The sequence below is a fragment of the Citrobacter sp. VF227 genome, from assembly GCF_052950715.1.
Genome location: NZ_JBRFVF010000504.1, coordinates 1 through 449 on the forward strand (window position 1 = coordinate 1; position 449 = coordinate 449).

The following is a 449-nucleotide window of genomic DNA, read 5'->3' on the forward strand; positions in this document are numbered from 1 at the left end:
TCCTGGTCTGCCAGACCGAGCTCCACGACCGGCTGCAGGGCCTGACCGCCGTTCGGGGCCTTATCCTTCAGGTACCCCTTCAGGAACGTGATGGCCGGGCTGGCCGTATAGGCAAACGTGGTTTTGCCCGCAGCGACGGTCCCCAGATTCATGTTGATGTTGTAGTCATACGGTGTGCCCGAATTCTCCACTTCCCACATCCATTTCGGCGTCAGGTCCGTCACCGTCCCGGCAAAATTGACCGTCCCGTTATGGCCGGCGTAGCCGGTGTCTTCCGTAAAGGCATGGGCCGCGGATGACAGGCCCAGTACCGCCGTCACACTGGCAGCCACAAGTGCTTTTCTCAGTTTCATATGCTTTCCTTTTCAGTAAATATCAGTATCGTTTATACCGTCCCTGAAAGACCGGTATTGCACAGGGCTGCAGCCACAGCCCTGTGTCATCGCGGC

General features: G+C 57.9%; 1 protein-coding gene. It reads right to left on the reverse strand.

What is annotated here, in order from left to right; translation table 11 throughout:
* Nucleotides 1-353: F4 family fimbrial subunit (locus ACU8YC_RS27555; protein ID WP_446896334.1), on the reverse strand; the 353-nt coding region annotated here is incomplete at its 3' end.
* Nucleotides 354-449: the final 96 nt, after the last annotated feature.